Source organism: Arthrobacter sp. YA7-1, from assembly GCF_025960325.1.
GTDB lineage: Bacteria > Actinomycetota > Actinomycetes > Actinomycetales > Micrococcaceae > Arthrobacter > Arthrobacter bambusae_A.
In genome coordinates this window covers 4,082,555-4,100,026 of record NZ_CP110114.1, presented here as the reverse complement: position 1 = coordinate 4,100,026, position 17,472 = coordinate 4,082,555, and the positions used below count along the sequence as shown (strand labels likewise).

The window sequence follows — 17,472 nt, the reverse complement described above, 5'->3', positions numbered from 1 at the left end:
CGCCAACGCCCATCCAGCCCAACTGACTCGCACTTGTTGTCGTTATGAGGCTCCAAAACGACACTTACTGCGAGTCAGTTGGGTGACACCCTTTCAAAGAAGAGAGAATCCCATGAGCAACTTCGTTCCCACCCCCACCGTCCCGGCGCCGGATATTGTCCGCTGCGCCTACCTCGAACTCGTCGTCACGGACCTCGCCAAATCCCGTGAGTTCTACGTGGACCTGCTCGGCCTGCACGTGACCGAGGAAGACGAGGACACCATCTACCTGCGCTCCTTCGAGGAGTTCATCCACCACAACCTGGTCCTGCGCAAGGGACCGGTCGCTGCCGCGGCCGCGTTCGCGTACCGGGTGAAGTCCCCGGCCGAGGTGGACGCCGCCGAGGCCTACTACCGCGAGCTCGGCTGCCGGGTGGAACGCCGCAAGGACGGCTTCACCAAGGGCGTTGGCGACTCCGTCCGCGTCGAGGACCCCCTGGGCTTCCCGTACGAGTTCTTCTACGAGACCGAGCACGTGGAACGCCTCACCCAGCGCTACGACCTCTACTCCGCCGGCGAGCTCGTCCGCCTGGACCACTTCAACCAGGTCACCCCCGACGTCCCCAGGGGCCGGGCCTACCTCGAGGACCTCGGCTTCCGGGTCTCGGAAGACATCAAGGACTCCGACGGCGTCACCTACGCCGCGTGGATGCACCGCAAGCAGACTGTGCACGACACCGCCCTGACCGGCGGCAACGGACCCCGCCTGCACCACATCGCGTTCTCGACGCACGAGAAGCACAACATCATCCAGATCTGCGACAAGATGGGCGCCCTGCGCATCAGCGACCGGATCGAACGCGGCCCCGGCCGGCACGGCGTGTCCAACGCGTTCTACCTGTACATCCTGGACCCGGACGGGCACCGCATCGAGATCTACACCCAGGACTACTACACGGGCGATCCCGACAACCCCACCGTCACCTGGGACGTGCACGACAACCAGCGCCGCGACTGGTGGGGCAACCCCGTCGTCCCGTCCTGGTACACCGAGGCCTCCCTCGTCCTGGACCTGGACGGCAACCCCCAGCCGGTCGTCGTCCGCGAGGAAAAGAGCGAAATGGCGGTCACGGTCGGTGCCGACGGGTTCTCCTACACCCGCCAGCCCGATGGCGGCCCCGCGGGGGAAAAGATGGGTTTCAAGGTCGGCTCGCAGCTCTAGGCCCTCAGCCCTCAACGTATGCTGACCGCAGGATGGCCGAAACGGAGTGTGGAGATGCTTGACCCGAAGACGATAGAAACCATTGCCGATGAACTGTTGGAAGCCGGCCGGTCCCGGACCCCGGTGCCGCGGCTGACTGCCCGCTACCCGGAGATGACGGTGGAGGATTCCTATGCGGTGCAGCAGTTGTGGCGGCGCCGCAACGAGGAAGCTGGCCGGAGGCTGGTGGGCCGCAAGATCGGGCTGACGTCCAAGGCCATGCAGGCTGCCACGGGCATCACTGAACCGGACTATGGCGCGATCTTCGACGACATGGTCCTGGAAACCGGCTGCTCCGTGGCGTGGGACCAGTACACCCACCCGCGCGTCGAGGTGGAACTGGCGTTCGTGCTCAAGGACGGGCTCAAGGGCCCGGGTTGTACGATCTTCGACGTCCTGAACGCCACCGATTACGTGGTTCCGGCCCTTGAGATCCTGGATTCCAGGATCGAGATGGAGGGCCGGACCATCGTGGACACCATCTCGGACAACGCGGCCATGGGTGCCATGGTGGTGGGCGGGCGTCCGGTCCGCCCGGACGCCGTCGACCTCCGCTGGGTATCGGCGATCCTGTACAAGAACCAGACCGTCGAGGAAACCGGCGTCGCCGCGGGCGTCCTGGACCACCCCGCCAACGGCGTGCACTGGCTCGCCAACAAGATCGCCCCGCACGGCGACGGGCTGAAAGCCGGGGAGATCATCCTCGCCGGCTCCTTCACCCGCCCCCTGTGGGTGTACAAAGGCGATACCGTCCACGCCGACTACGGACCCTTGGGAGTGGTCACATGCCGGTTCGAGTAGAACCAGACCGCACGTTCCGCGACGCCCTGCGGAACCAAGCCGGCCCTGCCGGCCGGCCCCTCGTCGGGATGTGGGTGTGCTCGGGCAGCCCGCTCATCGCCGAACTGTGCGCCGGGGCCGGGCTGGACTGGCTCCTGATCGATGCCGAACACAGCCCCAACGGCCTCGAATCCATCCTCGCCCAGCTCCAGGCCGTCCGCGGCTACCCCGTCCAGGCCGTCGTCCGACCGCCGGTCAACGACACCGTGCTGCTCAAGCAATACCTGGACCTGGGCGTGCAGGACCTGCTGATCCCCATGGTCAACTCCGCCGCGGAAGCAAAGGCCGCCGTCGCGGCCGTGCGCTACCCGCCGCACGGGGTCCGGGGGGTCGGCTCGGCCCTGGCGCGGGCCTCGCGCTGGAACCGCATCCCGGACTACCTCGCCCGGTCCGCCGGAACCATCAGCGTCACGGTCCAGATCGAAACCGACGCCGCCGTCGCCGCGGTCGAGGAGATCCTTGCGGTCGACGGCGTCGACGCCATCTTCCTCGGACCCTCCGACCTCGCCGCGTCCATGGGCCTGCTCGGCGAGCAGGAACACCCCAAGGTGCGTGCCGCCGTCGAGCACTGCATCACCGCGGCGAAGACCGCGGGCAAGCCCGCCGGCGTGAACGCCTTCAACGAAGCCACAGCGCGTGCGTACATGGACGCCGGGGCGTCGTTCGTGCTGGTCGGCGCCGATGTCGCGCTGCTGGCGCGCGGCACCGAAGCGCTCGCGGACAAGTTCATCCCAACAGCGCCCGACGGCGGAGCTCCCCTTGGCGGGACAGGTGACGCGCCGTCGAGCTACTGAACTAGGTAGGTAGTCGGCACTCTTCCCGAGGTCCTTGGACGGAGCTACATTGGATATCCCGAGGCCGCTCGGGGGCGGTCGAGGAGGGGGTCGGCCGCAATTTCAATGGAGCATGCCGTGGTCCCGCAACCAGATCTCAGTCGTCAACAATCTGCAGTCACCGCCCAACCGCCGGCTGAAAGGCGTTCAGGCCCTGTGGAGTACGATCTTCGGGCGGTTTACGTCCCGCAGTCGGGATTGTTCCTGGACGATGAGGGACACGAATTCTTCGTAACCGCCGTGGAATTCTGGGAGCACGCGACGGTGGTCAGTCTGTGCTGGAAACGCAGGCCCATGGCAGGGCAGGGAAGTCCACCCTTGGTCGCCACGGATGAGCACGACCGGGTGCTGGGCGTAATGCGCATCTGGAACGTTGGTGCGCGATCAATCCAACATTTTGAACCGATTTCTCCGTCAGCCCGCGCATTGACGGTGCTCATCGCCAGGAAAACAGGAACACAGGAACTGTTCAGCTGCAGGACGCCGCCCGCAAAGAAAGAGTGAACGAAGTAAGCACTCCCAACTAACTCGCAGTTGTTGTCGTTTTGACGCCTCATAACGACAACAACTGTCAGTCAGTTGGGTTAGGGGCGCCGTCTGGGCTGGCCCGTGGAAGCTAGGCGGAGCGCGCGATGCCCCGCGTTGACCTGCGGATATGGTCGGGCGTGAGGCCGGTCAGCGAAGCAAGTTCAAGTTCATCGCAAGCTTGGGTGCGGAGCGCAGTGACAATCAACGCTTCCCGCTGATTAACGATCTGGTCGCGGTGCCTTTCGGCTGCTTTGAGTTGCTCGCTTTTCGCCTTCAGGCCATCCACGTGCGCGCCTCGCGGAAGCTCGCTCGGGTGAAGGTCGTCATAAGCCAAACCGATAGTTCGGACGGCCCGAATATTTTCCCCGGTCAGCGCGGAAATTGTGGCCAAGGTGAGCCCGTCTTCAAGGGCCTGGGCGATCATCTCGTTCCGGGCAGCGGTCAATGCCCGGATGGCGCTTGTCGCTTGAGATAGGAGTTGCTTATGGGCTGTGAGCGAATGGATGAGCTTGTTGTGTTCACCGGTGGCCGGCGCGCGGTCTTCACGCTCCACTGGCGCCTTGGCGCGGTAGGTGTACCTGCCGGTTGTCGAGCGGCGGGGAGTGGACCCTGGTTGAGCTTGCATGTACTCCCTTTCCGACCCGGTCCCGATGGATCACGGCTTCCCTGATCTGAAGAATCTAGGCCCCGTTCGCAGGGCTGCGGAAATACCAATACCGCGTGAACCCATAAGGAAAGTGCATAGAAGATTCCCCATATGGGACACAAAATTCCCGAATGGTGCGTGGAATTCCCATACGGGACAGGGGGTCATAAGACTCTCTTATTGATCCACGCACATTAGGTCTTATCCACGGCGCCCGGCAGTGCCTAGTCTCGAAATTGGGGATTCGACACCCGAATCCTGAGTTTCACGATTCTGGAGAAGACAAATGTCCGAGTACCTGCCGGCGTCGAGGGTCACACGCATCAAGTCCTCAGCGAGCGTTGCGGCCGCCGCCCGCGTCCGTGAACTACGAGCCGAAGGCATCCCGATCATCGACCTGACCGTCGGCGAGCCGGACTTCGACACCCCTGACCACATCAAGGCGGCCGCTATCGAAGCGATCAACGCCGGCCAGACCAAATACACCTCGGTGACTGGGACGCCCGAGCTGCAGGCCGCCATCCTCCGTCGGATTGAAAGCCACACCGGCGTGCATTACGCAGCGAACCAGCTGACCATCGGCGGCGGCGCCAAGCAAGTCATCTACGTTGCGCTCATGGCATCGCTCAACGACGGCGACGAGGTCATCGTCCCGGCACCGTACTGGGTGTCGTACCCGGACATGGTCCTCGCCAACGACGGCACGCCCGTGATCGTCGCTTGCGGAGAAGACACCGGCTTCAAACTCACCCCGGGCGTCCTCCGCGAAGCCATCACTGCCAAGACCAAGTGGCTCATCCTCAACGCTCCGTCCAACCCGACGGGCGCGGTGTACTCACGCGAAGAACTGCAGGCGCTCGGCTCCGTCCTTGAGGAATTCCCGAACGTCTACGTCCTCACCGATGAGATCTATGACGAAATCCACTTCGGGGACGGCCGGGTGACGAGCCTCGTCACTGCCGTTCCGTCCCTCCGCGACCGCATCCTCCTGGTCAACGGCGTCTCCAAGGCCTATGCCATGACCGGTTGGCGCCTTGGCTACGGTGTGGGTCCGGCGCCTTTGATCGCAGCGATGAACAAGCTGCAGTCGCAGACCTCCTCCTGCCCGTCGTCGGTCAGCCAAGCAGCGGCGGCAGCCGCGCTGAACGGGGACCAGTCGTTCGTCCGGGACAGCGTGGAGGTGTACCGCAAGCGCCGGGATGTCGCCGTCGAAGGCCTCAACGCCATCGAGGGACTTTCCGTTGCGCCCGCCGAGGGCGCCTTCTACGCCTACGTGAACTGCAGCGGCGTCATCGGCAAGACAGCTCCGGACGGCACGGTCATCGAGAACGACCAGGACTTCACGATGTACCTCCTCAACGCGGCCGCGGTCGCCGTCATCCAGGGCTCGGCGTATGGCCTTGGCCCTTACTTCCGGATCTCCTTCGCCACATCGCTGGAGACCATCAACGCCGGCGTGGACTCGATCCACAAGGCAGTCAGCGCCCTCAACTAAGCCCTACAGGCACCCCAGAGCCAGCCAAGAGAAAGATTCAGGAAATGATCCACGTCAAGACAAAGTTCCAGAGGCCGGACGCCGACGTCGTCAGCCGCCTCGCGGCGTTCTCCTCCGCGACCATCCACGAAGCCCAGGGCCGCCGCGGCGCCTTGAGCTCGAAGATCAAGCCGATCGACCGCTCCATGTCCTTCTGCGGGCCGGCCGTGACCGTGGCCTGCGCACCGCAGGACAACCTCATGCTGCAGGTCGCCATCCACTACGCCCAGGCCGGCGATGTGGTCCTGGTCGGTGCGCAGGAATTCTCCGACGCCGGAACCTTCGGCGACGTCTTGGGCAACGCCATGAAGGCCAAGGGGATCGCGGCCATGGTGACGGATTCCGGTGTGCGTGACACCCAGGACCTCATCGAACTGGGCCTCCCGGTGTTCTCAGGCAGCGTCTGCATCAAAGGCACGGTCAAGGAAACCCTTGGGCCGATCAACCACCCCCTCGTTTTCGGTGATGAAATCATCTACCCGGGCGACATCCTCCGCGGTGACGCTGACGGCGTCGTAGTGGTGCGCCGTGAGGAAGCCGAGGAGGTCATCGCGCTCTCCCAGGCCCGGGACGACGCCGAACGCGAGCTCATCAAGGCCTACCACGCCGGAGGCACCACCATTGAGTTGTGCGGGCTGACGGAAAAGCTGAAGGCAAAGGGGCTCCTGGTCGAAGACTGATTGGCACGCTCAGGCCGGTCACCGGATGCGGTGGCCGGCCATTTGCGTGCCCGATTCCGGGCACGCAGAAGGCGCCCTGCCTGGGGCAAGGCGCCTTGGGTGGAAAGCCGGGTCAGTCCAGTCCGGGGTGTCCTGGCCGGGCGTCGACCAGGTGCCACTCGATGCTGTGTCCGGCGTGAGCCGGCATGAGGCTTCCTTCGAAGACGAAGAGGGGTTCGCCCACCCCGCCCAAGGGACGCCAGAAACCATTCCTTGGGCAGTGGAATCCGGTCCGTGCGCTGATCGTTCCGAGGGTTGGATTCGAAGCCCACCGGGTCTGGCTGATCTTTTTCACCGCTGTTCCTTTGATTGGGCTCACGGAATCCGCGAACCGCTTTCGAATTGCTTGCTAATTCGATATTAGGAAATAAAAATGCCCGTGAATAAGACCAAAGATGTCTGTCCGGATAAGGCAATGTTATGGATGGATCAAGCCCCGGATGGATCGGCCGCGTACTTGTTGATCAGCTGCTGCTGCAGCATCTCCTTGACCAGGATGAGCACGGCAGAGGCGGCTTCGGACAGCGGCTCATGGTCGGGGGTGCACAGGGCAATCTTGCTCTGCAGGGCCGGTTCGACGATCCGCAGGACCTTGAAGTTCTCCTCGGGGAAGAGCGCATCAGCGGCGGATTTGGGAAGCACGGTGGCCCCGAGGTTTGCGCGGATGAGCCGGACCAGGGAGGGAACCGACTCCACTTCTCCTACGAGCCGCAGCGGCAAGCCTTGATCGGCCAGACCCTTCTCGATGATCTGGCGCAAGGTGTGGTTCTTTTCGGGGAGGAATAGTCCAAGGGTGCTGGCTTCTTCAAGAGTGACAGTAGAGCGTCCCTGCGCCACATCGACGTCTTCATGGGTCACCAGGTGCAGGTCTTCCACAATCATGGTGGTGAACTGCACTCCACGGATCTTGCCCGGCTCGTAGATCAGGGCCATGTCGAGGCGGCCGTTCTTGATTGCCTCGCTCAGCACCCCGCCGAAGATCTCGGTCAGGTGGACCACGATGTCCGGGTATCGCCGGCCGACCTCGCGGATGATCTGCGGTGTCAGGCTGGAAGCCATGCTGTACGGCGCGATAGCGATGGACACCCTGCCCGACGGCGCCGCCCCGGATGCCGCCACGTCCAGCCTGGCTTGTTCCACGAGCCGCAGGATGGTCTGGGCGTGGCGATAGAGGGTGTGTCCCGCGGCGGTTGGCTCGACTCCTTGCTTACTGCGGATCAGGAGTCGCTGCTTCAAATCGCTTTCCAGCGCCGACACCTGCTGGCTGAGGGCAGGCTGGGCGACATGGAGCGCAGCGGCCGCCTTGGTGATGCTCCCCGAATCGACGATCTTTACAAAATACGAGAGCTTCCGCGTGTCCATGGGTCTGCCTTCCTCCAAGCCCTCATTGGGGCCAGGATGCCATAAGGAAATTCTATGTAGGGACACACAATCCGTCTTTGTGTGACCTGTCTCTCAGCTACTAAATTTGAGACCCACATCCCCATGGTGGCGTTCCCCAAGCATTACTTGGCAGTTCGTTGACTCCCCATCAACCGAATTGTCCCGATACCCAAATATAGACGCACTTGGCGCGCTGCCCCGCAAATCGATCGTCACGTAAAGAGCACCCTATGAGACTTTCGGGCATATCGCCCACCGCCCGCGGCGGCAAGCGGTCCCTGCCGGCGACAGGTGTGCCGTAGGTCATAACCGGAGGCTATCCCGTGATAGCGAATAGGTCTTTGTGCCCGAACTTCTTGGGTGCGAGACTTCTATCACCAAAGAATTACCGCAGTACCTCTGATTGAAGAATTTCAGCTAAACACTTCCAATCGGGCGGGCAGCTCAATTCTTCCGATATTCCACCCGCTCGTATGGAATTACCGGCCCAATGCAGAACCACGGAAAGAGAACCACGTGAATCCGATAATTGATCTTGTAGCGGATCTTGGAGAGGGATTCGGTGCCTACACCATAGGCAGCGACACCGATCTTCTGGAGATCGTTTCAAGCGCCAATATCGCTTGCGGGTTCCACGCGGGCGATCCCGACATCATGGACGCCACCGTCGCTGAATGCGTTCGCCGTGGAGTGGGTATCGGAGCCCATCCGAGCTTCCCCGACCTGCGTGGTTTCGGGCGCCGGGACATGGGCCTGACTGCCAACGAGGTGCGTGCGGACGTGCTCTACCAGTTGGGAGCCCTGAATGGCTTCGCCGCCTTCCATGGAACCAAGGTGACCCACCTTGCGCCGCACGGCCGGCTGGGAAATCTCGTCGCCGTCCGTGAGGACTACGCTGCGGCCGTGGCCGAAGCGGCCGCCCGCGTGGACAACGAACTCATCGTGGTCGCGCAGGAGGGCGAGTTGGCCAAGGCCGCACGTTCCGCCGGCCTCGACGTGGCCATCGTGGGCATCGTTGATCGCGCCTACCAGGAAGACGGGACGCTGGTCCCGCGCAGCCAGCCCGGCGCCGTGCTGCACGACCCCTCGGCCATTGTCGAGCGGACCGTGCGCATGGTGTGCGAAGGAAAGATCCGGTGCGCGAACGGCACTGACATCGACATCTCCACGGACACTGTCCTGCTTCACGGAGACAACCCCGGCGCCGTCGGGCTCGCCCGGCTCATCCGCTCGGAGCTCATTTCGGCAGGCGTGCGCATCGCCCCGTTGACCGAAGTCGTGGATGCCAAGAGGAAGGCGGCCTGACATGTCCGTTCTCACGGCGGCTCCCACCGAGATCTACGAATCCGGAGACTCCGCATTGCGCGTCGTCGCACTTGCCGAAGCAAGCGAGGACAACTGGCTCACGGTCCACCGTCTTGCCGACTGGCTGGAAAGCTGCGGTGCCGAGGGACTTCACGGCGCGGTACCCACCTACGACTCCGTGCTCGTGGAATTCGACCCTGTGCTGGTGTCTGCCCGTCAGGTGCGCGCGTTCGTGAAGCTGGGACTCCTCGAAATGGGCCGGTCAGACGGCAGCGCAGCGGCACCCCGTGCGTTTGATGTTCCCGTGGTGTACGGCGGCGAATTCGGCCCCGACCTGGAGAATGTCGCCGCTTATCAGGGCATCTCCACCGAAGAAGTCATCCGGCTCCACACTGAAAAGACCTACACCGTCCGCTGCCTCGGCGCGCCGGCCGGCTCGCCGATGATGGATGGCCCCGCGTTCCCGAAGCCCGTGCCGCGCCTCAAGGATCCCCGGCTCAGCGTCCCGGCAGGAGCCGTGGCTGTGGCCGGACGCCAAGCCGTCATCGCACCAGCGTCAGCGCCCGGTGGCTGGTGCGTGATCGGTCAGACTCCCTTGACCGTCCTTAATATTCGCCGCGAACCACTGGTGCCTTACAAGCCAGGCGACATTCTCCGTTTCCGCAGTATCGAGGCCGGAGAGTTCGACTCTTACGTCGGCCAGGAACTGGAACCAAGGCCATGAGCGGGCACATTTTCATCCAGCAACCCGGGAACGCCGTGGTCACAGACCTTGGCCGGTTCCGTGGACCGCGCTTCGGACTTCCCGTGAACGGGGCCCTGGACCAGTACTCGGCCCGGGCCGCCAACATCCTGGCCGGCAACCTGGACAACGATCCCCTGGTGGAGATCACGGCCCTCGACTTCAGGATGAAAGCGAACTCGGACATCCTCATCGCAGTCACTGGCGCTCCGCTGACGCTCACCGTCGGAGGGCGTCCTTGCACCCAGTGGGAACCGGTTTCGGTCCGCGCGGGCGAGACGGTGGCCATCCGGGGAATCAACCGGGGCCTTCGTGCCTACCTGGCCATCCACGGCTCCGTGGAGGCGCCGATGCTGTTGGGCAGTTGTGCTCCGGACACCGTTGTGGGCTTCGGCCTGCAGCTCAAGGAAGGAACCACACTCCTGACCCGCCGCAGCGTGGGCCCTGTTCGCCAACCGTACTTCGACCTTCCGCTCTTCCGGCTTGGCCTGGAACGGCCGAGCATGGGGCAGCAACTGATGGTCGATGTGACTGATGGGCCGGATGTCGCCGAATTCGGCGGTTCCGCCGAGCTGCTCTTCACCTCGGAATACGCCGTGAGTGGTCGGAGCAATCACATCGGCCTGAGGCTCGGCGGCGAACTCCCCGAAAGAACCTCAAGCGGTGAAGTGCTTTCGCGCGGCGTCCCGGTAGGCGCCGTCGAAGTTCCTTCCCGGGAAGAGTTGCTGGTGCTGCATCGGGGACGCGGCGTCACTGCCGGCTATCCAGTCCTCGCAGTGGTTACCAGTAATGGCCTGGACGTCCTTGCGCAAGCCCGCCCGGGCGACAAGGTCCACTTCAGGAAAACAACAGTGGCGGAGGCAACTTCCGCCCACCGGCGTTCGCGGGCGCAGCTTGAAACCCTCCGCGAATCCGTCAACACAGTCTTCGGACTACTTGGCATTGGATGCCGACCCCAGTGGCAGGACCTCCCGGTTGCGGCATGCAGCTAAAAACCTGTCGTCAAAACCAATAGGCGTTGCTACGCTCAACATCAAGAAGGAAATGTCATGACCGCAAACACCAACGCTGCGCAAGTGCAGCATGAACGGCTCACAGGCCGTCAAACGCGCAAGGTTGTCACCGCAGGCTGCGTTGGCATCTTCGTGGAACTCTATGACAACGGCATCTTCGCCTTCATGGCCGGAACGCTTGCCTTGGTGTTCCTTGCCCCGGGCAACCCGGACAACGCCCTGTTGTTCGTGTTCGCCGGCTACGCAGTCTCGTTCTTCGTCCGGCCCCTTGGCGCAGTTGTTTGTGGCTACTTGGGTGACCGGATCGGCCGGCAAAAGCTACTGGTCTTCGTCATTCTGCTGATCAGCGTCGCCACCGCAGGTATCGGAATCCTGCCCACCTACGCGGCCATCGGCATCGCAGCTCCCATCCTGCTGGTCCTGCTGCGGCTCCTGCAAGGCTTCTCAGTCGGTGGCGAGGCCGCCGGCGCCATGACCTTCCTCGCTGAACACGCCCCCGAAGGCAAGCGCGGCATCATCACCTCCTACGCACAGATCGCGTCGTTCGCAGCACTGCTCACCGGCACCCTCGTGGCGTTCTCCATGTCTCCTTGGCTCACCCAGTCGGCGATCGACGGCGGTGGCTTCGGCTCCTTCGCATGGCGCATTCCGTTCCTGGTCGCCATTCCCATGGGCATCATCGGTTGGTACATCCGCAAGGCCATCGCGGACACCCCCAACTTCACAAAGCTCAAGGAAGAGGGCGGCCTGTCCAAGAACCCGCTCAAGGAAGCCTTCCAGTCCGCTGAGCACCGCCGGGCCATGGTTCTGGCCCTCTTCATCCCGCTCATGAACGGCTCCGGCTACTACGTCCTGTTCTCTTACATGCCCACGTTCCTCAAGGGCAAGCAGCTCAACTTCACCATCGGCGAGGCGCTGTTCATCACCGCCTGCAGCCTGGTTGTCATCTGCATCGCCATTCCTTTCATGGGCGCCCTCTCCGACCGCATCGGCCGCAAGAAGGTCATCGCCGGCTCCGCCATCGCCATGACCATCCTGGGCATCCCGTCCTACGCCCTCATCGCAACGGGCAACATGGGCCTGGCCATCCTTGGTGCCTCCATCATGGCCATCGTCTTCGCGGGCCACACGGCCGTCATCCACATCCTGATCGTTGAGCTGTTCCCCACCCGGGTTCGGTACTCCGCCTACGGCCTCGGCTACAACATTTCCTCCGCGCTCTTCGGTGGAACTGCTCCGTTGCTGATGACCTGGCTTATCAGCAGCACTGGCAACATCTACATGCCGGCCTTCTACGCGGTCATCACGGCCCTCGGCACGCTTGCAGCCGTGAGCACGGTCAAGGACCGGGCACACGAACCCCTGCGCGACGCTTAGTCGCCGCTGACCTCCGGGCACAGCTTGTGCCTTCCAGTCCCACCTTTTGGAGAACAGATGTCTTTTTCCGACTACAACACCGCCCTCGTCACCGGAGCGTCAACCGGTATGGGTGCCGCGATCACCGAGCGGCTGGCCAAGAGGGGCCTGACTGTTCACGCAGTTGCCCGCAACGAGGAACGCCTCAGCGAACTCGCCGATCGTACGGGTGCCATCCCGCACGTTGTGGACCTGACCGACACGGCGGCCCTGACCGCCGTCGTGAGCGAGCTGAAGGTCGATGTCCTGGTCAACTGCGCCGGAGTTTCCCGGCCCGGCAACCTCCTGGACTCGTCCGAACAGGACATCGACGAGCTCATTGACGTCAACCTTCGAGGCCTGCTCCAGCTCACGCGGCTGGTCCTGCCGGGCATGGTGGAGCGCGACCTTGGCCACATCATCAACATCAGCTCGATCGCAGGCGTCTACAACTTCTACGGCCACACGGTGTACCACGCCACGAAGGCCGCCGTGCACCAGATCTCCCGCCAGCTCCGGAACGACACCGTCGGCAAGCGCATCCGCGTGACGGAGATCTGCCCGGGCCGGGTGGAAACCGAGATCTTCGGCCGGAACATGGGCGGCACGCCCGAAGCCATGGAAGAAGCATGGAAGACGTACTACGAGGGCTACGAGTCGCTGACCACTGACGACATCGTCAACGCGCTCGACTACGCCATCGAAACCCCGCGCCACGTCAATGTGGGCATGCTGGAACTCATGCCGACGTTCCAGGTCCCGGGTGGCCTCACCTTCGACAGGCGCTGACCGCAACAAGCTGGCGGCCGCGAATCTCGCGGCCGCCAGCTCAGTCCTCTTGGAGCGCTTGCGTCAAGTGGTGCGTGGGGATGCGGTCGCGGTCGTAGGTGATTTCCGTGTAGCCGTGCGGTTCCGGCCGGCCGTCGTGCCCGAGGTTGACGAACACGATCTCCTCGATGGTCAGGATGCTGTCGCGGGTGATCATGTTGCGCACTTCCGCACGCATGGTCAGTGACGTCCGGCCGAAACGGACAGCCGTGAGGCCCATTTCCACCAGATCGCCTTGGACGGCCGAGCTGACGAAGTTGATTTCGGAGATGTACTTGGTGACGGCCCGACCGTTTCCAAGTTGGAGGATGGCGTAGATTGCCGCTTCCTCGTCGATCCATTTCAACAGGCTTCCACCGAACAGCGTGCCGTTGGCGTTGAGGTCCTCCGGACGTATCCACTTGCGGGTCCGGAACGTGATGTCAGCCTTTTCCATAATGCGAGATTAGCGGAGGCCAGGCGCCCGCGTCTCCTGCGGCGTGCCATGCTGGGCGGGACTCCGTAACATGGATACGGTGCACCCGGTTCAGGGCACAACACGAAACGCCGATTCGCGCACCATGCGGCACACCGGGAATGCGCTGGAGGAACACCATGAAGATCGACAAAACCCACCGTAGCGCCGGGCTGAGCGCCCTGCCTTCCGGCAGGGGCCGCTGACCATGCCACCGCTGGATGCCGTGCTGGGCGCGTGGTCAATGAACTGGCCCGCCCTGGTCATTCTTGTAGCCGCGGTCGCCCTGTATTTAAAGGGCCTGATGGGCGCCAAGCGCCGGGATATCCGCTGGCCCCTGTGGAACTCGTTTGCCTTCTTCGTCCTCGGCCTGGGCAGTTTCGCGGCACTGAGCTTCGGATTCCCGGGAACCTACAGCCACGATCTGCGGTGGGCCTTCACCCTCAAAGTGACGTCCTATCTCTTTGTGGTTCCGCTGTTGATCGGCCTGGGCAAGCCGCTAACACTTGCACGGCAGACCCTTGGCCCCGTGGGGGCGGCAAGGCTGGAAGCCGTCCTGCGGCACCGGCTTGTCCGCATGCTCAGCAACACGCTCGTGGCGGCGCTTCTGGGCCTCGCCATGTTCACGCTTTTCCTGACCCCGTTCTTCTACGTGCTCCGGACCAACCCCGCCGCCGACGTCATCCTGACCCTGCTGGTGCCCGTCATGGGACTCCTCATGACCGTGCCGATCATGGAAGACGGCGCAGGACGCACCGGATCGCTCATTGTGGTCGAATTCATTTTTGTATTCATTGAGCTGCTCGCCGACGCAGTGCCCGGGGTCCTGATGCGGCTCAGTCCGGGAATCCTCGACGGCGCCACGTCGGTTTTGGGCAATCAGCCAGCCTGGTTCCCCTCACCGTTGCGCGACCAGCAACTCGCCGGAGACTTGATGTGGTTCCTGGCTGAGACCGTGGATCTGCCCCTCATCATCCTGATGTTCGTCCGGTTCTCCCGGAGCGACAAACACGAGGCCAAGAGCTTCGACGACCTGAGCGATGAAGAAATCGAAGCCATGAATCGAGCTCACCTGGGACAGGGCGGACGCAGCCTGGATTGATCCGGTGACGGTTGCATCCAGAGGGCGGCCCGGTGCGGGCCTGTCCGCTAGGCCATCGCCGTGTGCGATGCGCTGTGCGAATCGATCGGCTTGGCGTAGCACTGCGAGTGGCTGACACCAATGTAGGGCCCGAAATTGGGTATGGCCGAGAAGCCGGCGCTCTCGTAGAAGCTGCGACCGTCCGATTGGGCCGACCCGGCTTCCGCAGTGATCACGCTGAAACCGTGGGCATGTGCCTGCGCCTCAAGCGCAGCGAGGATGGAACTGGCCACTCCTGAGCCCCGGGCGTACGGGACGACGTATAGCCGCTTGATTTCCGCGGTTTCGGCGTCCAGAATCCGGAGCCCTCCGCAGCCCAAAGGCTGGCCCGAGCACTTTTCGTACGCGACGACGAAGACCGCCGTGTCAGCTTCCGACGGCGCGGGCCCGGGCTCGTGGTCTGAATTGCCGAAACGTGCGTCCAATTCCGCTTGTTGCGCCGCGCGGAGATCTGCACCCACCGGATTGGCCCACGTGACCTGTCTGATGTTGAGCCGCGGATTGGTCTGCATCGGAACCTCTTTCGCCGGAGGGGGTTATGCAAATCAAGCCTAAGAAGCGGGGGTTACCGTGGTGTTTCCTCCGCGTAAGCGTCCGGAGAAATACCCGGTGTTGGGGTCGGCCCTAGGCAGCCGTCATTCGACGGCGTCGCCGGTCGGGTCCTCGACCGTCTGGTCGGCAAAGGCAAGCCCGCCGACCGGGCTTTGATCCCAGTGCAGCAGGCGCCAGCCGGTCTCCGGGTCGCCCTCGAGCACCACGATTCCGGTGTTCTGCAGCTGGTGGGTGGCGGCGAACTCGCGGCCGACATCCGCGGCACGGCGGCCTGCCCAGCAGCGGATCGCGGCACCATGGCTGACCACGACGGCGGTCTGGTCGCCTGCCGCTGCCACCTTGGCAATGGCGGCGTCGTAGCGGGCGAAGAACTCGTGTCCGTCACCGGCTCCCGGCATGCGGACATCCAGTTCACCGTCGGTCCAGGCGAAAACAGTGCTCATGTACCGGTGGTGCGATTCGTGGTCGGTGAGCTTCTCCAAAGCCCCGGCCTCAATCTCCTGCAGGCCGTGCAGTACGGTGGCCTCGAGCCCGAGGGCTTTTGCGAGCGGGGCGGCCGTCAGCTGGGTGCGGACCAGCGTGGATGCATAGATGGCCGTGATGTCCTCGTTCGCAAGTGACGCGGGGAGCGCGGCGGCCTGACGTTCGCCGAGATCAGTCAGTCCCGGACCGGGAAACGCCGTGTCCAACTGGCCCAGGACGTTTCCGGGGGTTTGCCCGTGACGGATAAGCAAGAGCCTCATGCTGACACAGTTCCTTACATCGATTCGGAAACGCAGGGTCCATGTTGCCTCTACTTCAGGTGGTCCACCAACTGATCCGCGATGCCGGTGTACTTGCCTGGAGTAAGTGCCAGGAGGCGTGCCTCGGCATCGGGAGACAGGCCCAGTCCCGAGACGAATTCCTGCATGCGGACGGCATCGACGCGCTGGCCGCGGGTGAGATCCTTGAGCCGCTCGTACGGGTTCTCCATGCCTTCGACGCCGGCGATGGCTTCGGCGCGCATGACCATCTGGATCGCTTCGCCCAGGACTTCCCAATTGGTGTCGAGATCGGCTGCCAATACCTCCTCGGCGACGTCAAGGGCCTTCAGCCCCTTGGCGACATTCGAGATTGCAAGGAGCGAGTGCCCGAATGCGACGCCGATGTTGCGCTGCGAGGAAGAGTCGGTGAGGTCCCGCTGCCAACGGGAGGTGACCAGCGTGGCGCCCAGCGTGTCCAGCAGTCCGTTGGAAATCTCCAGGTTGGCCTCGGCGTTTTCGAAGCGGATCGGGTTGACCTTGTGCGGCATGGTAGAGGAACCGGTGGCGCCGGCGACAGGGATCTGGCGGAAGTAGCCAATGGAGATGTAGCTCCAGATGTCCGTGCAGACGTTGTGCAGGATGCGGTTGAAGCGGGCGACGTCCGCGTAGAGTTCGGCCTGCCAGTCGTGGCTTTCGATCTGGGTGGTCAGCGGGTTCCACGTGAGTCCGAGGCCTTCGACGAAGGAACGGGATACGGCCTGCCAATCGGCGCCGGGAACGGAAGCGACGTGTGCGGCATACGTGCCGGTAGCGCCGTTGATCTTGCCCAAGTACTGGGTCTTGGAAACGCGGTCCAGCTGGCGGCTCAGGCGGTGCGTGATGACTGCCAATTCCTTGCCGAGGGTGGTGGGAGTTGCCGGCTGGCCGTGCGTGCGGGAAAGCATCGGGACGGCGCGGTTCTCCTCGGCCATCGCTTCGATCTGCTTCACCAAGGCCCTTGCGGCAGGGAGCCAGACATCTTCTACGGCACCCTTGACGCCCAAGGCGTATGAAAGGTTGTTGATGTCTTCCGACGTGCAGCCGAAGTGCACCATCGCGGTGAGGTTCTCGATGCCGATCGCGGGGAGGCGGCGACCGATGTAGTACTCAACGGCCTTGACGTCGTGGACCGTGACGGCTTCGATGTCAGCGAGTTCCGTGACCGAAGCGGCATCGAACTCGGTGACGATGGCGCGCAGCTTCTCCTGCTGTTCGGCGGTCAAGGGACCGGCGCCTGGAAGTACGTTGTTGCTGGTCAAGTGGATGAGCCACTCGACCTCGACGGCCACGCGGTCGCGGTTGAGCGCGGCCTCGGACAAGTAGTCGACCAAGGGAGCGACGGCGGACTGGTACCGGCCGTCCAGGGGGCCCAGTGCGATCGGCTCCGGCGACGCGGCGAGAGCAACGCGTCCAGAGGGCGTACGGGTAACAGCGGCGGCGACGGTTTCAGGCATGAGGCAATTCTTTCATGAACTCGGCTCACGCCATTAAGCCGGACTTCTCTATGTGCAAAACACTTTGACTTCCCCTTCACCCC

The 17,472-nt window shown here is 63.5% G+C and carries 18 protein-coding genes; 11 read left to right on the top strand and 7 right to left on the bottom strand.

Annotated elements, in window-relative coordinates:
• Nucleotides 1–112: 112 nt before the first annotated feature.
• The 3 genes from hpaD to OIT41_RS19175 are packed head-to-tail and all read left to right on the top strand — an operon-like array spanning nt 113 to nt 2,874.
• Complete coding sequence (hpaD, locus tag OIT41_RS19185) at nt 113–1,201, top strand: 3,4-dihydroxyphenylacetate 2,3-dioxygenase (RefSeq protein ID WP_241709758.1); 1,089 nt, start codon at nt 113–115, stop codon at nt 1,199–1,201.
• 54 nt (nt 1,202–1,255) lie between these two features.
• The gene (gene hpaH, locus OIT41_RS19180; RefSeq protein ID WP_241709757.1) at nt 1,256–2,041 is read left to right on the top strand and encodes a 2-oxo-hept-4-ene-1,7-dioate hydratase; all 786 of its coding nucleotides are present in this window, start codon (nt 1,256–1,258) and stop codon (nt 2,039–2,041) included.
• Complete coding sequence (locus tag OIT41_RS19175; protein ID WP_241709756.1) at nt 2,026–2,874, top strand: HpcH/HpaI aldolase family protein; 849 nt, start codon at nt 2,026–2,028, stop codon at nt 2,872–2,874. Before hpaH ends, OIT41_RS19175 begins: the two co-directional genes overlap by 16 nt.
• Before the next feature lie 655 nt (nt 2,875–3,529).
• On the opposite strand, the gene OIT41_RS19170 is transcribed toward OIT41_RS19175, so the two are convergent.
• Entirely contained in the window at nt 3,530–4,066 is a 537-nt protein-coding gene (locus OIT41_RS19170; RefSeq protein ID WP_241709754.1) for a hypothetical protein, read from the bottom strand.
• Between the two features lie 307 nt (nt 4,067–4,373).
• Between OIT41_RS19170 and OIT41_RS19165 the strand changes: the two genes are divergently transcribed.
• Both OIT41_RS19165 and OIT41_RS19160 read left to right on the top strand, forming a co-directional pair.
• Nucleotides 4,374–5,582, top strand: a complete 1,209-nt coding sequence (locus tag OIT41_RS19165) for an aspartate transaminase (RefSeq protein ID WP_241709753.1) — start codon at nt 4,374–4,376, stop codon at nt 5,580–5,582.
• Nucleotides 5,583–5,626: 44 nt separating this feature from the next.
• A complete protein-coding gene (locus OIT41_RS19160; protein WP_059388748.1) occupies nt 5,627–6,301 on the top strand; it encodes a 4-carboxy-4-hydroxy-2-oxoadipate aldolase/oxaloacetate decarboxylase in 675 nt (224 codons plus the stop codon).
• A 112-nt stretch (nt 6,302–6,413) separates the two neighbouring features.
• Here OIT41_RS19160 and OIT41_RS19155 read toward each other — a convergent pair whose 3' ends face one another.
• Nucleotides 6,414–6,635: a hypothetical protein gene (locus tag OIT41_RS19155; RefSeq protein ID WP_241709752.1), complete on the bottom strand. Its 222-nt coding sequence runs from the start codon at nt 6,633–6,635 to the stop codon at nt 6,414–6,416.
• A gap of 134 nt (nt 6,636–6,769) precedes the next feature.
• The gene (locus OIT41_RS19150; protein ID WP_241709751.1) at nt 6,770–7,702 is read right to left on the bottom strand and encodes a LysR substrate-binding domain-containing protein; all 933 of its coding nucleotides are present in this window, start codon (nt 7,700–7,702) and stop codon (nt 6,770–6,772) included.
• 537 nt (nt 7,703–8,239) lie between these two features.
• On the opposite strand from OIT41_RS19150, the gene OIT41_RS19145 reads away from it, so the two are divergent.
• From OIT41_RS19145 to OIT41_RS19125, 5 genes are read left to right on the top strand one after another with little or no spacing between them, the layout of a single operon-like run.
• Nucleotides 8,240–9,028: a LamB/YcsF family protein gene (locus OIT41_RS19145; RefSeq protein ID WP_264637091.1), complete on the top strand. Its 789-nt coding sequence runs from the start codon at nt 8,240–8,242 to the stop codon at nt 9,026–9,028.
• A gap of 1 nt (nt 9,029) precedes the next feature.
• Nucleotides 9,030–9,752: a 5-oxoprolinase subunit B family protein gene (locus OIT41_RS19140; RefSeq protein ID WP_241709749.1), complete on the top strand. Its 723-nt coding sequence runs from the start codon at nt 9,030–9,032 to the stop codon at nt 9,750–9,752.
• Complete coding sequence (locus OIT41_RS19135) at nt 9,749–10,762, top strand: biotin-dependent carboxyltransferase family protein (RefSeq protein ID WP_241709748.1); 1,014 nt, start codon at nt 9,749–9,751, stop codon at nt 10,760–10,762. The genes OIT41_RS19140 and OIT41_RS19135 overlap by 4 nt, the downstream gene beginning before the upstream one ends.
• Nucleotides 10,763–10,819: 57 nt before the next feature.
• The gene (locus OIT41_RS19130) at nt 10,820–12,160 is read left to right on the top strand and encodes an MFS transporter (RefSeq protein WP_241709747.1); all 1,341 of its coding nucleotides are present in this window, start codon (nt 10,820–10,822) and stop codon (nt 12,158–12,160) included.
• Between the two features lie 57 nt (nt 12,161–12,217).
• Nucleotides 12,218–12,967: an SDR family oxidoreductase gene (locus OIT41_RS19125; RefSeq protein WP_078107213.1), complete on the top strand. Its 750-nt coding sequence runs from the start codon at nt 12,218–12,220 to the stop codon at nt 12,965–12,967.
• 40 nt (nt 12,968–13,007) lie between these two features.
• On the opposite strand, the gene OIT41_RS19120 is transcribed toward OIT41_RS19125, so the two are convergent.
• Nucleotides 13,008–13,442, bottom strand: coding sequence for an acyl-CoA thioesterase (locus OIT41_RS19120; RefSeq protein ID WP_078107214.1), 435 nt, complete (start codon nt 13,440–13,442; stop codon nt 13,008–13,010).
• Between the two features lie 226 nt (nt 13,443–13,668).
• Here OIT41_RS19120 and OIT41_RS19115 point away from each other — a divergent pair, with 226 nt between their 5' ends.
• Nucleotides 13,669–14,562 carry a cytochrome c oxidase assembly protein gene (locus OIT41_RS19115; protein WP_241709746.1) on the top strand — a complete coding sequence of 298 codons (894 nt, stop codon included), beginning with the start codon at nt 13,669–13,671 and terminating at the stop codon, nt 14,560–14,562.
• Between the two features lie 47 nt (nt 14,563–14,609).
• On the opposite strand, the gene OIT41_RS19110 is transcribed toward OIT41_RS19115, so the two are convergent.
• The 3 genes from OIT41_RS19110 to purB form a co-directional block, all read right to left on the bottom strand.
• Nucleotides 14,610–15,113, bottom strand: a complete 504-nt coding sequence (locus OIT41_RS19110) for a GNAT family N-acetyltransferase (protein ID WP_241709745.1) — start codon at nt 15,111–15,113, stop codon at nt 14,610–14,612.
• Between the two features lie 123 nt (nt 15,114–15,236).
• Entirely contained in the window at nt 15,237–15,896 is a 660-nt protein-coding gene (locus tag OIT41_RS19105) for a histidine phosphatase family protein (protein ID WP_241709744.1), read from the bottom strand.
• Nucleotides 15,897–15,946: 50 nt separating this feature from the next.
• Complete coding sequence (gene purB / locus OIT41_RS19100; protein WP_241709743.1) at nt 15,947–17,389, bottom strand: adenylosuccinate lyase; 1,443 nt, start codon at nt 17,387–17,389, stop codon at nt 15,947–15,949.
• Between the last annotated feature and the right edge of the window lie 83 nt (nt 17,390–17,472).

What these genes read in the sequence shown, in the direction of transcription:
- OIT41_RS19125 (WP_078107213.1), top strand. Translation starts at nt 12,218, where the DNA reads ATGTCTTTTTCCGACTACAACACCGCCCTCGTCACCGGAGCGTCAACC.
- OIT41_RS19170 (WP_241709754.1), bottom strand. Translation starts at nt 4,066, where the DNA reads ATGCAAGCTCAACCAGGGTCCACTCCCCGCCGCTCGACAACCGGCAGG.
- OIT41_RS19105 (WP_241709744.1), bottom strand. Translation starts at nt 15,896, where the DNA reads ATGAGGCTCTTGCTTATCCGTCACGGGCAAACCCCCGGAAACGTCCTG.
- OIT41_RS19140 (WP_241709749.1), top strand. Translation starts at nt 9,030, where the DNA reads ATGTCCGTTCTCACGGCGGCTCCCACCGAGATCTACGAATCCGGAGAC.
- OIT41_RS19175 (WP_241709756.1), top strand. Translation starts at nt 2,026, where the DNA reads ATGCCGGTTCGAGTAGAACCAGACCGCACGTTCCGCGACGCCCTGCGG.
- OIT41_RS19160 (WP_059388748.1), top strand. Translation starts at nt 5,627, where the DNA reads ATGATCCACGTCAAGACAAAGTTCCAGAGGCCGGACGCCGACGTCGTC.
- OIT41_RS19150 (WP_241709751.1), bottom strand. Translation starts at nt 7,702, where the DNA reads ATGGACACGCGGAAGCTCTCGTATTTTGTAAAGATCGTCGATTCGGGG.
- OIT41_RS19110 (WP_241709745.1), bottom strand. Translation starts at nt 15,113, where the DNA reads ATGCAGACCAATCCGCGGCTCAACATCAGACAGGTCACGTGGGCCAAT.
- hpaD (WP_241709758.1), top strand. Translation starts at nt 113, where the DNA reads ATGAGCAACTTCGTTCCCACCCCCACCGTCCCGGCGCCGGATATTGTC.
- OIT41_RS19120 (WP_078107214.1), bottom strand. Translation starts at nt 13,442, where the DNA reads ATGGAAAAGGCTGACATCACGTTCCGGACCCGCAAGTGGATACGTCCG.
- OIT41_RS19130 (WP_241709747.1), top strand. Translation starts at nt 10,820, where the DNA reads ATGACCGCAAACACCAACGCTGCGCAAGTGCAGCATGAACGGCTCACA.
- OIT41_RS19135 (WP_241709748.1), top strand. Translation starts at nt 9,749, where the DNA reads ATGAGCGGGCACATTTTCATCCAGCAACCCGGGAACGCCGTGGTCACA.
- OIT41_RS19115 (WP_241709746.1), top strand. Translation starts at nt 13,669, where the DNA reads ATGCCACCGCTGGATGCCGTGCTGGGCGCGTGGTCAATGAACTGGCCC.
- purB (WP_241709743.1), bottom strand. Translation starts at nt 17,389, where the DNA reads ATGCCTGAAACCGTCGCCGCCGCTGTTACCCGTACGCCCTCTGGACGC.
- hpaH (WP_241709757.1), top strand. Translation starts at nt 1,256, where the DNA reads ATGCTTGACCCGAAGACGATAGAAACCATTGCCGATGAACTGTTGGAA.
- OIT41_RS19165 (WP_241709753.1), top strand. Translation starts at nt 4,374, where the DNA reads ATGTCCGAGTACCTGCCGGCGTCGAGGGTCACACGCATCAAGTCCTCA.